Source organism: uncultured Kordia sp. (assembly GCF_947496985.1).
Taxonomy (GTDB): Bacteria; Bacteroidota; Bacteroidia; order Flavobacteriales; family Flavobacteriaceae; genus Kordia.
This window is the reverse complement of sequence record NZ_CANMEZ010000006.1, coordinates 13,363-27,851: the sequence shown is the minus strand read 5'-3', so window position 1 is coordinate 27,851 and position 14,489 is coordinate 13,363. Positions and strand designations below refer to the sequence as shown.

At 30.7% G+C, this 14,489-nt stretch carries 16 protein-coding genes and 3 tRNA genes; 6 read left to right on the top strand and 13 right to left on the bottom strand.

Going from position 1 to position 14,489, the window contains the following annotated elements; genetic code table 11:
- Positions 1-4: 4 nt before the first annotated feature.
- The gene (locus Q0828_RS15620; RefSeq protein WP_298423054.1) at positions 5-160 is read right to left on the bottom strand and encodes a hypothetical protein; all 156 of its coding nucleotides are present in this window, start codon (positions 158-160) and stop codon (positions 5-7) included.
- A 483-nt stretch (positions 161-643) separates the two neighbouring features.
- Here Q0828_RS15620 and Q0828_RS15615 point away from each other — a divergent pair, with 483 nt between their 5' ends.
- The gene (locus Q0828_RS15615) at positions 644-1,540 is read left to right on the top strand and encodes a hypothetical protein (RefSeq protein WP_298423051.1); all 897 of its coding nucleotides are present in this window, start codon (positions 644-646) and stop codon (positions 1,538-1,540) included.
- A gap of 73 nt (positions 1,541-1,613) precedes the next feature.
- Here Q0828_RS15615 and Q0828_RS15610 read toward each other — a convergent pair whose 3' ends face one another.
- Complete coding sequence (locus Q0828_RS15610; protein ID WP_298423049.1) at positions 1,614-2,144, bottom strand: hypothetical protein; 531 nt, start codon at positions 2,142-2,144, stop codon at positions 1,614-1,616.
- A gap of 205 nt (positions 2,145-2,349) precedes the next feature.
- Here Q0828_RS15610 and Q0828_RS15605 point away from each other — a divergent pair, with 205 nt between their 5' ends.
- Positions 2,350-2,511 (top strand): hypothetical protein, encoded by a 162-nt coding sequence (locus Q0828_RS15605; protein WP_298423046.1) that lies wholly within the window; start codon positions 2,350-2,352, stop codon positions 2,509-2,511.
- A 57-nt stretch (positions 2,512-2,568) separates the two neighbouring features.
- Here Q0828_RS15605 and Q0828_RS15600 read toward each other — a convergent pair whose 3' ends face one another.
- Together Q0828_RS15600 and Q0828_RS15595 are read right to left on the bottom strand one after the other, a co-directional pair.
- A complete protein-coding gene (locus Q0828_RS15600) occupies positions 2,569-3,234 on the bottom strand; it encodes a response regulator transcription factor (RefSeq protein WP_298423044.1) in 666 nt (221 codons plus the stop codon).
- Positions 3,221-5,227: a tetratricopeptide repeat-containing sensor histidine kinase gene (locus Q0828_RS15595; RefSeq protein WP_298423040.1), complete on the bottom strand. Its 2,007-nt coding sequence runs from the start codon at positions 5,225-5,227 to the stop codon at positions 3,221-3,223. The genes Q0828_RS15600 and Q0828_RS15595 overlap by 14 nt, the downstream gene beginning before the upstream one ends.
- A 195-nt stretch (positions 5,228-5,422) precedes the next feature.
- Here Q0828_RS15595 and Q0828_RS15590 point away from each other — a divergent pair, with 195 nt between their 5' ends.
- Positions 5,423-5,560 carry a hypothetical protein gene (locus Q0828_RS15590; RefSeq protein ID WP_298423037.1) on the top strand — a complete coding sequence of 46 codons (138 nt, stop codon included), beginning with the start codon at positions 5,423-5,425 and terminating at the stop codon, positions 5,558-5,560.
- Between the two features lie 163 nt (positions 5,561-5,723).
- Here Q0828_RS15590 and Q0828_RS15585 read toward each other — a convergent pair whose 3' ends face one another.
- The 4 genes from Q0828_RS15585 to Q0828_RS15570 all read right to left on the bottom strand — a co-directional run bounded on the left by Q0828_RS15585 (position 5,724) and on the right by Q0828_RS15570 (position 7,462).
- Complete coding sequence (locus Q0828_RS15585; protein ID WP_298423034.1) at positions 5,724-6,431, bottom strand: glycerophosphodiester phosphodiesterase family protein; 708 nt, start codon at positions 6,429-6,431, stop codon at positions 5,724-5,726.
- Between the two features lie 671 nt (positions 6,432-7,102).
- Positions 7,103-7,186: transfer RNA gene (locus Q0828_RS15580), tRNA-Leu, on the bottom strand.
- Positions 7,187-7,255: 69 nt separating this feature from the next.
- A tRNA-Lys gene (locus Q0828_RS15575) sits at positions 7,256-7,328 on the bottom strand.
- A gap of 61 nt (positions 7,329-7,389) precedes the next feature.
- A tRNA-Lys gene (locus Q0828_RS15570) sits at positions 7,390-7,462 on the bottom strand.
- Positions 7,463-7,611: 149 nt separating this feature from the next.
- Here Q0828_RS15570 and Q0828_RS15565 point away from each other — a divergent pair.
- Positions 7,612-8,127 carry a shikimate kinase gene (locus Q0828_RS15565; protein ID WP_298423031.1) on the top strand — a complete coding sequence of 172 codons (516 nt, stop codon included), beginning with the start codon at positions 7,612-7,614 and terminating at the stop codon, positions 8,125-8,127.
- On the opposite strand, the gene Q0828_RS15560 is transcribed toward Q0828_RS15565, so the two are convergent.
- Positions 8,119-8,622 (bottom strand): phosphoribosyltransferase family protein, encoded by a 504-nt coding sequence (locus Q0828_RS15560; RefSeq protein WP_298423028.1) that lies wholly within the window; start codon positions 8,620-8,622, stop codon positions 8,119-8,121. The genes Q0828_RS15565 and Q0828_RS15560 overlap by 9 nt on opposite strands.
- Before the next feature lie 118 nt (positions 8,623-8,740).
- On the bottom strand, positions 8,741-9,133 hold the full coding sequence (locus Q0828_RS15555; RefSeq protein ID WP_298423023.1) for an RNA-binding S4 domain-containing protein: 393 nt from the start codon (positions 9,131-9,133) through the stop codon (positions 8,741-8,743).
- 80 nt (positions 9,134-9,213) lie between these two features.
- Here Q0828_RS15555 and Q0828_RS15550 point away from each other — a divergent pair, with 80 nt between their 5' ends.
- Positions 9,214-10,200, top strand: coding sequence for a hypothetical protein (locus Q0828_RS15550; RefSeq protein WP_298423020.1), 987 nt, complete (start codon positions 9,214-9,216; stop codon positions 10,198-10,200).
- A gap of 79 nt (positions 10,201-10,279) precedes the next feature.
- On the opposite strand, the gene Q0828_RS15545 is transcribed toward Q0828_RS15550, so the two are convergent.
- The 3 genes from Q0828_RS15545 to Q0828_RS15535 form a co-directional block, all read right to left on the bottom strand.
- On the bottom strand, positions 10,280-10,864 hold the full coding sequence (locus tag Q0828_RS15545; protein WP_298423017.1) for an outer membrane beta-barrel protein: 585 nt from the start codon (positions 10,862-10,864) through the stop codon (positions 10,280-10,282).
- 266 nt (positions 10,865-11,130) lie between these two features.
- Positions 11,131-12,084, bottom strand: coding sequence for a transketolase C-terminal domain-containing protein (locus Q0828_RS15540; RefSeq protein ID WP_298423014.1), 954 nt, complete (start codon positions 12,082-12,084; stop codon positions 11,131-11,133).
- A 65-nt stretch (positions 12,085-12,149) separates the two neighbouring features.
- Positions 12,150-12,995, bottom strand: a complete 846-nt coding sequence (locus Q0828_RS15535) for a transketolase (RefSeq protein WP_298423012.1) — start codon at positions 12,993-12,995, stop codon at positions 12,150-12,152.
- 360 nt (positions 12,996-13,355) lie between these two features.
- Here Q0828_RS15535 and tgt point away from each other — a divergent pair, with 360 nt between their 5' ends.
- Positions 13,356-14,486, top strand: coding sequence for a tRNA guanosine(34) transglycosylase Tgt (gene tgt, locus Q0828_RS15530; protein WP_298423009.1), 1,131 nt, complete (start codon positions 13,356-13,358; stop codon positions 14,484-14,486).
- Positions 14,487-14,489: the final 3 nt, after the last annotated feature.

Below are 14,489 nucleotides of genomic sequence, written 5' to 3'. Positions count from 1 at the left end.
GGTCTTAGCATAATGCCGGAGTACAAGAATACCCACATTTTGAATCATGTTGAGATCCTTGATTAGAATCTAAAGGAGCTCTTAATCCTCCAATAAAATTCTCTAATGTTGAGATTGACTTTTTGTTCAACTTCAATGATTTTAAATTTTTTCTTTTCATGATATAAAAGTTTTAATTGTCCATTCAAGTTAGGTATTAAAAAAGCTACAGAAAAAGACTGCTTATCCTGATTTATAAATTGTAATAGGTTAACCTACAGTTATCTATACAACAATACTACAACAAGGAACTATTGTATTGTAGCTGCTTTTTGTTAAGTCACTGAAAAATAGTGGTTTATGTTGTTTTTGTGTTGATGTAGACTTGTAATTTGATATAAATGAGATTTAATCTTAAATTTCTGTAAATCAGTTGTTTATTATTGTGTAAAAGCAAGTAGAGTTTTGTTATTATTAGCTATCTAAAAACCATTAACTGAAATGAATTATATTTGAATAAACATCAGTTATAGTATCTATATTTCAAGAATTCCGTGAATTGTCAGATATGTAACTTTTACTAAACGACTGTTTCGCTTATATTTAGGCTTAATTAATTTCGATCTAAAAAACAATTGTACAAAATTTAAATACTCACGTTCTTATGAAAGTAAAAATTTTTGTTTCTATCATTACATTCATTGTCAGTCAATACGCGTTTTCTCAGGATTTTTATTCAGATATTAACGATAAAACTAAATATAACGTTACAATTCATTTTAAAGATAGTACTCAGCAACAATACAATGCTGTTCGGATTTCTTCCTTATCTACAGGATTGAAGCAAAAGTATACTATGATGCCTTCTTTTAAACCTTTAAGCTTGAAAAGATTAAAGAAGCAAAAGGTTATTATAAAACCGAATAAATCCAAAAAAATAGAGATTCCAAATAATTCTATCCAAACATTAATTATTGAAAATGTGAAAAATGGAAGTACGTTTAAATTCAAAAGTTTAACAATAAAAGAGTTTGACAAAAATTTGAATTTAGTTACCATAGCAGAAAATATATTGTTACCACTTCGCTACAGCGATAGTCTCAATATTTATGGATTTAAATTAATTACGGTAGATTCGTATACGGAACATAAGAACGGTTTTAGTTCTCAAAGAACAATGCCGCCAACGTTATCAGGTATTTATTATTATCTAAATCATCCTGATGATAATGTTGTTATAAATCCGATAGATTTTTCAGGTGGTATGTTTAACACAAAATTGATTTCAGATAAGTTTGTTGCTACGCTTAAAGAAATAGGGAAGGACTGCGATGCTTTCGTTACACAGTATGAAAATTACAACTATGCTAAAGTGTCCAAGGAGCAGTCAAAAGAGTTCATGAAAACCTATAGGAAAAAAATAAAAGCAATAAAGAAGGAATCTAAAAAACTTCCTAAAAAAGAAAGAGAAGCCTTTATGGAGCGTGAATATGAACGAATATTTATGCTAGATAATTTTATTAAAATTATTGACAATTATAAATCGAAATGTGGAAAGTAACAACTTGAAATACTGTTTGTGAAAATTTGAAACTAAAATAGTTAGTTAAGGAAGCTTGTGTAAAGAAGTATTCTTAAATATCTAGTTCTGTATCTTCTCCAGACTTAATTTTTTCAATATCCAAATCGTCTAATTTTCTATTTTCTTTTATGTGTATTTTGGTAGTCTTTCCACTACTAATATCTGATATTCTTATTCGACTATTACTTCTTGACTTTTCTTTGATTGTGTTTTCTTCTATAATTTCTGGGATGATTACATCTGAACTTGTGTTGTAACTAAGATCAAAATCAAGTAAAATGTTTAGTAAAGGTCTAATTCCAGGAGTATCTGGATTTGTAGATATTCCATTAAAAAAATTCTGAACTACTCTATATGCACTAGCACCTTCTAATCTAACAAGCTCAGAAATATCTCCTTTGGTTTTTAGAAAATACGCTAATATTGCTTTTTCTTGCACTTTACTAACTTCTGTAAGTGTAATAAAATCATTTAAACACTTAAACACATTTGACGGTGTTGGATTCATTAAATACTTTAAAGACTCTTCTTTTTTAGCTTTTTCATAATCCCTTTTTAACTCTTCAAAACTTCGATTTTTCATTTATGCATTAACTTTTTTAACATTTACTAACATACATTAACATATACTCACAGACTCTCACAGAGTTTCCTTTTAACTCTTTTATATAGTTGACATTTGTTTTGTATTTCGAGGGGAATACTCTTGTACAAGACGTGAAGTCAAACCCAAAAAGACTGTTTGCGGCAACAGTCTACCTGATCAGGGCACTTTAAAACGTGTCCAAATGGAAAAGTATTTAATTTTCGTTATGGTGTTGTTCTTTTTTATAATTACAACAGCATGCACGCCAGAAAGTATTCTTGATGATAAAGAAGAACTCTCTGTAGATCCGCCTCCGTCACAAGAGGAGGAAAAAGAAGTTGATCCATTCTCAGTAACTAAATAATTAAGTAGTGCTGATTAAAATTGTAGAGTAGTATCTTTGTGGAGGTACTACTCTCTCTTATATTTGTTGAAAAGGAGGTGTACAACTATCTACATCTTCATCATTAGAATTTTTATAAGCTACATATTTAGCAACTAATTCTGCTGTGTTTTTCACTTCAAATTTTCGTAATAAATTCATCACATGCCTACCAACAGTTTTTTCTGCAATAAACAAGATACGGGAAATTTTTGATTGCGTAAACCCTTTTACTAACAATTTTACGACTTCTTTTTCTCGTTTTGTAAGAATCATCCATTTTTCGATCTCTTTTAATTTTTCAATTGATGCACATAGATAAATTTCATTATTCATAAGCGAACGAACTCCTTCAAACAGTTCGCTTTCATCGCATTGCTTGTCTATATAAGCTTTCACACTTGTATTCTCAAAAAGGCGATAATAATAATCAGTTTGTACATAATCAGATAAAATCATAATTTTTACAAAAGGAAAATTAACAGAAAGCTTTTCTGCTATTGTAAATCCGTCATAAGTAGCAACTCTAAAATGAAGATCTAAAATCGCAATAGAAATATTTTCGGACTTTAAACATTGCATAGCATCTTCATAGTTCAACGCTATAAAAATGGAATCAATTGCTTTTAACGGACTTAATAACATTGATAATCCTTTAGCAAAAACTCTAGAATCTTCTATAATTAATAGATTAGTTTTCTTCATCTATATTTTCTCTTACAGGAAAGTTTAAGCATATTTTAAACTCTTCTTTTGTTGTTGTAATTGTTAATTCGCCTTTCAATAGTTTGGCTCTGCTTTTCATATTGCCAATACCGATTCCTTCGTAAACTATAATTGTATCTCTTTTTCCATTGTCTGATATGGAAACTTCAGTAATATCATTGTCTTTAATTTTATGCGCTATAATTACTTCGGAAGCATTAGAATGATCTCGAATGTTATTAATTGCTTCAAGAAAAATTCCATATACATGATTTTTGGCATCAAGATTCATTTGATTCCATATTATTGGGAATTCAGTAGGTGTAGTAACTTCTATATTAGTATATAATTGTAATTTATTTAATTCTGCTTTGATAATTTGAGATAGTGTAGAATGTCTTATACGTTGATCTAAAGGAGAAAGTCGGTGCGACAACATTCGCACTTGCTCATTTGCAGCTATAATTTCTTGAGTGATATCTTTAACATTATTCTTTAAATCGGTGCTTCTATATAAAGAAATAATCATTAAACGAATGCCTTCATATCTAGATTTTACAATGTCATGTAAATCACGCCCTATTTTATTTCTTATTAAATCTTGACTTTTAAACAACTTTTTTAAATTATTAATATCTTCTTCTTGTATTCTTAACTTTTGTCGTTGTCTGGTAATGAAATATAAAATCAATAGGGTAATGAATAAGATAGAAATACTAATTAAAAATTTATTTGTTTTGTCAAGTGTTTTAACTGTAATTTCATTCTCAGTTTGTAAATTTTCTATCTTTTTAATTTTATTTGCAGTATCAAACTTTTCCTGATTATCAATTATAGCTTTGGTCTTTTTAGTGTCGAATAAATATTTATATGCTTCTATATACGCTTTTTGATATTCATATGCCTTTATATAATTTTTTTCAGTATAATTTAACTCTGTCTGTATTTCATACCATCGTAAAGTTGCTTCGTTAATCTCTTCAATATATTGTTTAGATGAGTCTAAATAACGTTTTGCAACTGCATACTCAGCTTCCTTTAAAGCTATTAATGCAAGTTCATTATATGTATAAATTGTTGTTATTGAGTCTTTTTGTGATTTTTTAGCCTTTAAAGCTTTTTGGTAATATTTCTTTGAGTTGTTTAAATCATTTCTCATATACAAAACAGTGCCAATGTTGTGTAGTGTAAATCCTTTATTTCTTAACGCTCTCTCTTCTTTTATTTTAATAGATTTTTGATAATAATGTAAAGCAGAGTCTAATTTTTTTAATGATTTATGTGCATTTCCAATATTATTATAAACTAAAGCAATTCCTGTGTAATTGTTTAACTTCTCTTCTAAAACGAGCCCTTTATGATAGTAAGTTAATGAGGTATTAGTATTTCCTAAAATACGTTGAATATGAGCTATATTATTACATATATTGGCAAGTTTTTTTTCATTATTCATACTCAGAAATCCATCGTAGGCAGATAATAAAAGTGATAAGGCAGTATCATGCATATCATAGCTCTTAAAAATTAAACCTAGTTTATATTGAGAATCATACTTAGTACGTGAAGGAGAAATTCGTTTTTGAATATTCAATAATTTAGAGGCAAAAAAGAGAGCGCTATCACGATTTGTTAGTTTTCTGTAGGAATAGGATAAATTTAAATAATTCCTTGCTACTATGGTGATTGAACTATCTATACTAATTGCCTTTTTATAAAAGAGACATGACTGTTTGTACTGTTTTAGTCTATAGTGTATATCTCCTATTTCAGATAATAATAGAACATGATCAGTCGATTTTTGATTTTGAAATAAATTATTGTTGTAAAGTGTTAATGTCTTTTTATAATCCTTCTGTTTTATGTATTCTTTTCCTAAAGACAGAATACTATCAAGCTGCAATTTTTCTTGACTTTGACTAGTATAAACATAAAATAGAAATACTAAAAAAGTAAGGTTTTTATTTTTAATAATATATAATAAAAGTTGTGTCATGGAGATAGCTAAAATACTCTAAATACTTAATAATATATCGATTACACTAAAATTGGGGGAATTCCTGTATTGTTTTGCCCTAAAACATTAATTAATATTGAATAATGTATAAAGACGAATACAGTTGTAAAATACAAACTACAAATAAGTCATATTCTGATTTGTAAAACGATATTCTAAAAATAGACCTGTAAGATGAAAGCTATAACACTTGATGTAGATAATAATGTAAAGTATACCATTATAATTAATTTACCAACGAAGGAAACGGAAAAGAAAAGTATAGAAATAGTAATAGGAGATGAAGAAAATCCAATATTAAATATAGTATAAACTTCAAGTATATGTAAAAGAGAATTTATATTCTTTTTTCAATTTTCATGTTGATTTAAAAATTATTGGCGCTTATAAATAAATCTTGTGAGATTTGAAATACGATTCTTTAATAGATACTTCTCCAAGAGTTACTTCAAAATATGTCTTTAGTGATTGTGTATTAAGGAATGAAATTTTCGAAAATATAATTATCATAAGAATCTTTTAAAGTATAGATTTCGTTTATTTCATTCAATGTCCATAGTAACACAGGAATGTTTTTTTTAGATAAGTTTTTAAAGTATTTAGAGCTTACAAATCGTTTATCTACAGAGAGAAAATCAATAGGATTTTTCATTTCCATCAAAAAATAATTAAAGAAATGTAAATAATTATACTTTGAAACTAAATAACCGGTAGCATAACTTGTGTGTGTCTTTAACCAATTTACTGTAAAAGGGTTGAATGACTGAAGCATGATAAATCCTTTGTAGTTTTCCAATTCAACTAGCAGTGTTTTCTCTAATCTTTTTTGAATGGTGTAGTTTTTTATGTCTATCAAGATAGGGACACTTCCATCTACCAATTTTAAAACTTCTTTTAATGTAGGAATCGTATACTTACTGTTAAAAATGGTAAATCCTTTTAACGCTGTATAGGTTAAATTTTCTATCCTAATTCTTCGTTTACAACAGCGAATTAAATTGGTGTCGTGAAAAATAATTAGAGTTCCATCTTTTATAATTTGTACATCTAATTCTATTGGTAATTTCTTTTCGATAGCTTTTTCAAAAGCTAGTAAAGTATTTTCAGGAATAGATAGGTTTCCATCATGTAATCCACGATGTGCAATAGGTTTCTTTAGGATGACTTGATTTTTAATGTTCATTTTAGAAAAGTTAGCTAACTATGGTAACTATTAAAAAATCATAAAGAACCCTCAATGTAATAAAAGGCAATACATTGAGGGTTTTAACCAGTTGAAATAAATTAAGCAACTCTAACTACTTTAAAAAAGTTCAAATGATTTCAATATCTGTAAAACTTTTTCTAAAAACTATATCAATAGATGTATACAATTATGATTTAAACTAAAAATAAAACACTTAAAATAAAAATAATCAATAAGTCAACAAACGGCTTGTTTTATACGTTAATTGGTATTTCCCTAAAATGAGTCTAATCTACAGTAAAAAGTAGATTTATGGACAAAAAAACAAGAATTTAAGAGGTATTCAGAAGTTTTAAAATCCAATTTGAAAGTAATAGAATAAGAAATCAAAAAAACGAGTTTAGAAAAATCGAACTTTGATAATTACATTGAAAAATCGTTGCAATCATCACATAACTTGGACAATATGTGGGGTTTAGGTAGTTATTCGGAAAAACAGAAATTACAAAACTTGTTATTTCCTCATGGAATCCTATATAATAAAGAAAGTGATCGTTGTCGAACCACAAACCCCAATAGTGTTTTGGAATTAATTAGTTCATTATCAGTAGTTTTTGATAGAAATAAAAAGGGACAAAAAAACAAAAATGTTCGTTTGTCCCATTCAGTACCGAAGATGGGAGTCGAACCCACACGCTCTAATGAACACATGGCCCTCAACCATGCCTGTCTACCAATTCCAGCACTTCGGTAAGTACTATATAAGTTTTACAATAGTAGTAAATATAAAACAAAAAAGTTAAGCGATTGCTTAACTTTTGTGACCTGGCTGGGGCTCGAACCCAGGACCCTCTCCTTAAAAGGGAGATGCTCTACCAACTGAGCTACCAGGTCATAGACCTTGATAATTTTATTATTTGTGACAATTTTAAACTTTTTAGCTTTTATCACTTAGTGACCTGGCTGGGGCTCGAACCCAGGACCCTCTCCTTAAAAGGGAGATGCTCTACCAACTGAGCTACCAGGTCATTCACAAAAAGAACTATAAATAATTCCCTGAATGCGGGTGCAAATATAACATCATAATTTTATTTTTCAAGTCTTTTTTAATATAATTTTATCTTTTTTTTTCTGATTTTTGTAAGCACTTAAAAATAAATTAATTATAATTGAAAAAATGACAATCGTACTTTTAGGATATATGGCAAGTGGAAAGAGTTCTGTTTCTAAATTATTAGGACAAGAATTAAAACTTCCAGTGATCGATTTAGATATTTATATAGAAAAAAAAGAAAAACTTTCTATCCGTGAAATTTTTGTATCTAAAGGGGAAATCTATTTTCGAATGAAAGAGCATCAGTATTTAAAAGAAATTTTAGAAACCAAAGAAGCTACTATTATTTCATTAGGAGGTGGAACACCTTGTTACGCTAATAATATGAAACTAATTCATGAATACACGGAACATACGTTCTATTTGCAAACGTCTATTCCAGAAATTATCAATAGAGTAAAAGATGAAAAATCGCAGCGTCCGCTCATTAGCGCTATTACAGATGAAGATTTGCCAGAATTTATAGGAAAGCATCTATTTGAACGTAATACGTTCTATCAAGAAGCGACACATACCGTGTTTACAGATAAAAAAGAAATAAAGGAATTGGTTGAGGAAATAAAAGCAATCTTAAATTAAAAAAGCTTTGCTCTGATTGTCTTCAAAAACAACATCAATATGTTCTTGAATAGATGTAGATAAGGAAATTCCTTTAAAATCGGCTTTTATAGGGTATTTTTTATGATTTCTATTAACAAGTACCGCTGTTTTAAAATTCTTCAAAGGAACTTCTAAAAAGTGCTTTACACCGTAAATTAAAGTTGTACCTGAATTCAATACATCATCAATTAATACCAATGGCTTATTGATGTATTGTTCTTGGGTTAATGAAGTTGTTACGGCTTGAAGTGGTTCATTTTTGTTAATCATCACTTCACATAAGGTAATAGTAGCAGTCGTAATTTTTTCTAATTCAGCTTTGATTTTTTTTGCAAAAACAAATCCATTTTTGGAAATTCCGGCTACAATGATTTCTTCTTCATTGACATTAGATTCCAGAATTTGATATGCTATTCTACGTGTTTTATGTTGAATTTGCTGATGATTGAGTATAATATTTCCCGTAACGGTCATAACTTCAAAAATTTAAATAAATTACTTCAGAGTAAACTCATGAAGCATTTATAAGGAATTTGTATTTAATACAGAGGCAAGCTCTAAATCTTTTTAAATGCTCGATTATTGAGTAAAATTAGTAATTACTTTGGTCTTCATCAAGATTATCCTCTAGATAATCATCAATTTCTCGTCTATCTTTTTTGGTAGGTCTTCCAGTTCCTTGTTTGCGATAATGATCTTTTGCATGTTTCAACAATTCTAAATGATCAAAATTTTCTTTCGGAGTAGTATCAACTCTGTAAATATCAACCAATTTTGCACCTACACGATTTGGCGGAATATCTAACACTGTTAAATGATGTTGAACTTGATTTTTTCGAACAATAATCTTATCTGACGGATATACATCTCTTGACGGTTTTACAACCGCATCATTAATCCGTACGTGCCCTTTCTTACAGGCAGTTGTGGCTATGTTTCGTGTCTTGAAATAACGGACACACCAAAGGTATTTATCTATCCTCATATAAAATCTCTAAAAACTACGTTAAAGAATATACAAAAGTAGGATAAAATTGTATCTTGCAACCCAAAATTTAAAAAACAATGATGAAGTTTATAAAATTTACATTTCTAATGATAATCGTGAGTACGGTTATTTTTTCGTGTAAAAATGATGATGATAATGCTGTTATTCAAGTACGAGATAGAGCAGAGCAACAAATTGAAGATGATGCCGAGTTGGTTGAGTTTTTAAATACACATTTTTATAACTATGATGAATTCGATTTTACGAATCCTGACGGCGCTGTAAATGATACATTTCAGATGACTTTTGGTAAAATTGAAGGTGCAAACGCTGGTAGAACACCTTTAAGTTCTCAAGTTGAAACAAGAACAATTACATATTTTGATGTTGAATATACTTACTACGTATTAAAACTGCGTCAAGGTGGAGGAAAATCATATTCTAATGCAGATGCTGTAAGCTTAACGTATAGAGGACAAATATTAGACTTGTCAACTTTTGATATTAGATTAACACAACAAGCACTAGGTTTAGTGTCTACAGTAAAAGGATTTCAAGTTGGAGTTGCAGAATTTAATGCTGCAGAAGACATTGTAGAAGGTACAGGAGGTTTTTTAAATGCTAGAAATGGTGGAATAGGCGCTGTATTCTTTCCTTCAGGATTAGGGTATTTTGGAACATTTCAAACAGGAATTCCAACATATTCTCAGTTAATTTTCTCTTTCAACATATTTGATGTGCAATTTAGAGACGATGATGCAGATGGAATTTTATCTTCTATGGAAGATTTAGACGGAGATGATGAGGTAACAAATGATGATACTGACGGGGATGGAGTACCAAACTTCCTTGATCCAGATGATGATGCAGATGGAACACCAACAGTAAATGAAATAGTTCAAAATACATATGTATTAAATCCTGGTGATATGGAGCCTGTATTAGCTGCTAACGAAGTTGAAAAAACAAGAGATACGGATGATGCAGGAGTAACAACTATTACAACAGTTGTATTTACTGATACTGATGGAGATGGAACTCCAGATTATTTAGATGCAAATTAATTTGAAGCAACAGTAGTCAACATAAAAAAAGCACTTCTATTAAGTTAGAAGTGCTTTTTTATTATATGACTTTTTCTTCCTATAGTTTTAAAGAAAGACTAAAAATAATTTGACTAGGTCTTGAATCTAATGTTCCTATTTGAACATTATTACTATCCAAAATACTGGCTTCATTTTCAGAGAAACCACGTTCATAACGAACATCTAGTCCAACATTTCCAATCTTTACCATAGCACCAAAGTTGAAACCTACGGTAATATCATTTTTAACATCAGAAATCGTAGCATTCTCAAAATCGTTATCTAAAGTATATTGAAAAGCTGGTCCAGCAAAAACACTCAAAGGGCCAATGACGTCTAATCCTAATAATACAGGAACGTCAATTTTAGACATGTCATATGCATTAGATTGGTACTCACTTTTTGTTTTGGTATACACAAGCTCTGGACGTAAGTATAATTTACCTAAATCAATATTATAATACGCTCCAACATGATATCCAACTTTTGCATCACCGCTGTCTTCAATAATATTTTCTCCCACGGTTACAACTTCTTTTAGTTCTCCGTTAGAGTTGAAATTTAATCCTGCTTTCACACCAAATTGCGCAAAGCAACTAGCTGAAGCAAATAGGAGTATTAAACATAATAGGTTGTTTTTCATTGTTTTAATGTTTTAAGATTAATGTTGTGTCAATATAAACGTTTTTTTTTAACTTCTATTATTTTAGGGAAACTCAATGTTGAAATGTCTGTGAAACGTATACAATATTGTAAGTTGAACTAATCCCGCTATAGATCGGGATCTTCTGCATGATTTGTTTCAGTGATTAAACTTAATGTCACAAAATTCAAAACATATGCTAAAGTTCTATAGTATAAAAAAAGCTCCACAATAGTGCAGAGCTTTTTTAATATATAAATATCTTCTTATTTACGCTTTACTACTTTTTGAGAAGCTTTCACAATAGAAGCAGCATTTAAACCATACTTTTCCATTAATTGTGCAGGTGTACCAGACTCTCCAAATGTATCTTGAGTTGCTACAAATTCTTGTGGAGCAGGAGTGTTTAAGGCCAATGTACGAGCAACACTTTCTCCTAAACCTCCTAAGAAGTTATGTTCTTCAGCAGTAACTACACAACCAGTTTTAGCAACTGAAGCCAAAATTGCTTCTTCATCTAAAGGTTTAATGGTGTGAATATTAATTACTTCAGCAGAAATTCCTTCTGCTTCAAGTGTTTCGGCTGCTTGTAATGCTTCCCAAACCAAATGCCCAGTTGCAACAATAGTTACATCAGTTCCTTCTGTTAGTTGTACAGCTTTCCCAATTTCAAACTTTTGATCAACAGGAGTGAAGTTAGCTACTTTTGGACGTCCAAAACGTAAGTATACAGGTCCGTGAAATTCAGCAATTGCTAACGTAGCTGCTTTTGTTTGGTTGTAATCACACGTGTTAATTACAGTCATTCCAGGTAACATCTTCATCAAACCAATATCTTCTAAAATTTGGTGTGTTGCACCATCTTCTCCTAATGTAATTCCTGCATGCGAAGCACAAATTTTCACATTCTTGTCTGAATACGCAACTGATTGACGAATTTGATCGTACACACGTCCTGTAGAAAAGTTAGCGAAGGTTCCTGTAAAAGGAATCTTTCCACCAATAGTCATTCCTGCAGCAATTCCAATCATGTTAGCTTCCGCAATTCCAATTTGAAAAAAACGTTCAGGATGATTATTTTTAAAATCACCCATTTTTAATGATCCAGTTAAATCTGCACAAAGTGCTACAACATTTTCATTTGTCTTTCCAAGCTCTGTCAATCCATCTCCAAAACCTGAACGTGTATCTTTATTTCCTGTGTTAGTATATTTTTTCATCTGTGTGCCCGAGAAATCGGGTATCTTTTTAGTTGTTGTTCTACTTAAAATTAAAAACTTAGCTTTTAATAATCTCCTAAAGTTTCAGGGTTTTGCGCTAAAGCACTTTCTAACTGCTCATCGCTAGGCGCTTTTCCGTGCCAAGCGTGTGTATTCATCATAAAATCCACACCATTTCCCATTTCTGTATGTAATAAAACACAAACAGGTTTTCCTTTTCCAGTTTTAGCCTTTGCTTCTGCTAATCCGTCTTTAATAGCTTGTATGTTGTTTCCGTCTTTAATATCTAAAACATCCCAACCAAAAGCTTCAAATTTTGCACGCAGTGAACCTAATGGCAATACATCATCCGTTGCACCATCAATTTGTTTCTTATTATAATCAACTGTTGCGATATAGTTGTCAACATTATTCCCTGCAGCATACATAGCAGCTTCCCAAATTTGACCTTCTTGTAGTTCTCCATCACCATGTAAAGAATATACCAAATGGTTATCGCCGTTTAACTTCTTCGTTAAAGCGGTTCCGATAGCAACTGACATTCCTTGTCCTAAAGAACCAGAAGCAATACGAATTCCTGGCAAACCTTCATGTGTTGTTGGATGTCCTTGTAGGCGAGAATCTAACAAACGAAACGTGTTCAACTCTTCCACAGGAAAATAACCACGATGTGCTAATACGCTATAAATTACAGGAGAAATATGACCGTTAGACAAAAAGAAAACATCTTCTTCTTTTCCATCCATTGCGAAACCGTCATTCAGTTTCATGGTATCATTGTATAAAGTGACTAAAAATTCAGCACAACCTAAAGAACCTCCTGGATGACCAGAATTTACTTTGTGTACCATTCTCAAGATATCTCTTCGCACTTGAGTGACTAAATTTTCTAATGAATTGTTATCAGACATTGTGTATTTGTTAGTAGTTTTTGAAAGCATCAAAAGTAAGTCATAAAATACCGTAAACAAAAGAACTTTGCAGGCATTTATTAACGAAACAATGTGAATAATGTAAAAAGTGAATGTTTATACGTAAATATTTGATAATGAATTTGTAATGATGGATTTGTATGTAGAAAAAATCTATCTAAAAGAAGAATCAAACAGTGAAAGCTAAATTTTAATTTTTTATTAGTAAAATGATCAAGCAATCTTACCTATATTTGCCAACTGATCATGCCACTATGTTGAGTGTAAAAATAATTATCTGGCTGTAGCCGAAATAAATATTGCTAACTCAAACGACACATAGTAGACAATAGTATATACATGAAATTTGATTTAAAAGGAAAAGACGCTGCAAGCAAGGCGAGAGCAGGAGTGATTACTACAGATCACGGAGAGATTGAAACGCCTATTTTTATGCCTGTAGGAACGGTTGGAACCGTAAAAGGAGTACACCAACGAGAGTTGAAGGAAGATATTAATCCTGATATTATTTTAGGAAATACGTATCATTTATACTTACGACCAAAAACAGAAATTCTTGAAAAAGCTGGTGGATTACACAAATTTATGAACTGGGATCGTAATATTTTGACAGATTCTGGAGGTTATCAAGTGTATTCATTATCTGCCAACAGAAAAATAAAAGAAGAAGGAGTAAAGTTTAAATCACATATTGATGGTTCATACCATTTCTTTACACCTGAAAATGTAATGGAAATTCAACGTACTATCGGAGCTGATATTATTATGGCTTTTGATGAGTGTACACCATATCCATGTGATTATAAATATGCAAAACGCTCGATGCACATGACGCACCGTTGGTTGGATCGTTGTATCAATCACTTAGAAAAAGTACCATTCAAATATGATTACAGTCAAGCATTTTTTCCAATAGTACAAGGAAGTACATACAAAGATTTACGTAAACAATCGGCAGAATTTATTGCTTCGCGTGAAGCAGTAGGGAATGCTATTGGTGGGTTGTCTGTAGGTGAACCAGCAGAAGAAATGTATGCAATGACAGATGTTGTTTGTGAAATTCTTCCAGAAGATAAACCTCGTTATTTAATGGGCGTTGGAACACCTATAAATATTCTAGAAAATATTGCTTTGGGTGTGGATATGTTCGATTGTGTAATGCCAACACGTAATGCACGAAACGGAATGTTATTTACCGCGCACGGAACTATTAATATCAAAAATAAAAAGTGGGAAGACGATTTTTCTCCTATTGATGAAATGGGGATTACGTTTGTAGATACAGAATATTCGAAAGCGTATTTGCGTCACTTATTCTCTGTAAATGAATTACTTGGAAAACAAATTGCAACCATTCACAATTTAGGATTCTATCTTTGGTTGACACGAGAAGCTAGAAAACATATCTTAGCAGGAGATTTTAGAACTTGGAAAGATATGATGGTTAAACAAATGGATAAACGTCTATAATAA